The organism is Clostridium tagluense (genome assembly GCF_003865095.1).
GTDB lineage: Bacteria > Bacillota > Clostridia > Clostridiales > Clostridiaceae > Clostridium_AD > Clostridium_AD tagluense.
Genome location: NZ_BHYK01000128.1, coordinates 1 through 496 on the forward strand (window position 1 = coordinate 1; position 496 = coordinate 496).

At 38.1% G+C, this 496-nt stretch carries 1 protein-coding gene; it reads left to right on the forward strand.

Annotation, left to right across the window (positions count from 1 at the left end):
* On the forward strand, nt 1-434 hold a 434-nt coding region (gene istB, locus Ctaglu_RS24840), incomplete at its 5' end, for an IS21-like element helper ATPase IstB (RefSeq protein WP_185732980.1).
* Nucleotides 435-496: the final 62 nt, after the last annotated feature.

Consider the following 496-nt stretch of genomic DNA (forward strand, 5'->3'; position numbering starts at 1 on the left):
TATATGGCCCTGTTGGGACCGGAAAAAGTCACATGGCCACTGCCATAGGAGTAGCTGCTTGTTCTAGAGGTAAAAGAGTAAAGTTCTTTCGTACAGCAGCACTAGTTAATCAATTGAGCGAAGCAAAAGCTAAAGGAGATTTGAAACGATTTATGCGTCAGATAGAGAAAGTTGACTTGTTGATTTGTGATGAGTGGGGGTATGTCCCTTTTGAAAAAGAGGGAGCTCAGTTACTATTTCAAGTAATCTCGGAATGTTATGAAAAACGAAGTATAATTATAACCACTAACTTAGAATTTAGCAAATGGAATGGTATTTTTTATGACGAAAAGCTTACCAGTGCTATCATTGATCGACTAGTTCATCATAGCCATTTATTAGTTTTTAGTGGCCCAAGCTACCGCTTAACACACTCAACCATGAATACCCAATAATGGAAATAGGGTGCTGGAAAAATTAAGTTCCGCAATGCATGGTTTTTAGCTTGCCAAAAACA